General features: G+C 55.8%; 1 rRNA gene. It reads left to right on the top strand.

Going from position 1 to position 1,497, the window contains the following annotated elements:
- Positions 1-1,463: ribosomal RNA gene (locus tag ACFO9I_RS23105) — 23S ribosomal RNA — on the top strand; the annotation flags it as partial.
- Between the last annotated feature and the right edge of the window lie 34 nt (positions 1,464-1,497).

Genomic DNA, 1,497 nt, shown 5'->3' with positions numbered 1-1,497 from the left:
TCCAACCGTACCGATGGTTGTGTACGGCTAAGCAGGTAGGGCGCCATCTAGGCAAATCCGGATGGCTGACTTCGATGTCGGGCCTGAGATGTGATGGGGACCCCGTATGGGGGAAGTGGATGATCCTATGCTGTCGAGAAAAACCTCTAGCGAGCTACGCGCCGCCCGTACCCCAAACCGACTCAGGTGATCAGGTAGAGAATACCAAGGCGATCGAGCAAACCATGGTTAAGGAACTCGGCAAAATGCCCCCGTAACTTCGGGAGAAGGGGGGCCGGATCCGTGAACGCCCTAGCGGTGGGAGCGGTGATGGCCGCAGAGACCAGGCCCAAGCGACTGTTTACTAAAAACACAGGTCCGTGCGAAGTTGTAAGACGATGTATACGGACTGACTCCTGCCCGGTGCTGGAAGGTTAAGGGGACCGGTAAGAACGCAAGTTCGAAGCTGAGAACTTAAGCCCCAGTAAACGGCGGTGGTAACTATAACCATCCTAAGGTAGCGAAATTCCTTGTCGGGTAAGTTCCGACCTGCACGAATGGAGTAACGACTTGGGCGCTGTCTCAACCGTGGACTCGGCGAAATTGCACTACGAGTAAAGATGCTCGTTACGCGCGGCAGGACGGAAAGACCCCGGGACCTTTACTATAGTTTGGTATTGGTGTTTGGTTCGGCTTGTGTAGGATAGGTGGGAGACTGTGAAGCGGCCACGCCAGTGGTTGTGGAGTCATCGTTGAAATACCACTCTGGTCGTACTAGATGTCTAACCTAGGTCCGTTATCCGGATCAGGGACAGTGCCTGATGGGTAGTTTAACTGGGGCGGTTGCCTCCTAAAATGTAACGGAGGCGCTCAAAGGTTCCCTCAGCCTGGTTGGCAATCAGGTGTTGAGTGTAAGTGCACAAGGGAGCTTGACTGTGAGACAGACATGTCGAGCAGGGACGAAAGTCGGAACTAGTGATCCGGCGTCGGCATGTGGAAGCGACGTCGCTCAACGGATAAAAGGTACCCCGGGGATAACAGGCTGATCTTCCCCAAGAGTCCATATCGACGGGATGGTTTGGCACCTCGATGTCGGCTCGTCGCATCCTGGGGCTGGAGTAGGTCCCAAGGGTTGGGCTGTTCGCCCATTAAAGCGGCACGCGAGCTGGGTTTAGAACGTCGTGAGACAGTTCGGTCCCTATCCGCCGCGCGCGCAGGAAACTTGAGAAAGGCTGTCCCTAGTACGAGAGGACCGGGATGGACGAACCTCTGGTGTGCCAGTTGTCCCGCCAGGGGCACGGCTGGTTGGCTACGTTCGGAAGTGATAACCGCTGAATGCATCTAAGCGGGAAGCACGTTTCAAGATGAGGTTTCCCACCCACTCGATGGGGTAAGGCCCCCAGCAGAACACTGGGTTGATAGGCCGGAGGTGTACAGCAGTAATGCCCAGCCGACCGGTACTAATAGGCCGAGGGCTTGTCCCACACACACATCACCACAACATCGACACCCATGACA

The sequence above is a fragment of the Nocardioides sp. GCM10023255 genome (assembly GCF_042653125.1).
Lineage (GTDB): Bacteria > Actinomycetota > Actinomycetes > Propionibacteriales > Nocardioidaceae > Nocardioides.
Note: the sequence above shows the minus strand (reverse complement) of the source record. Positions and strands in the feature narration are given on the sequence as shown.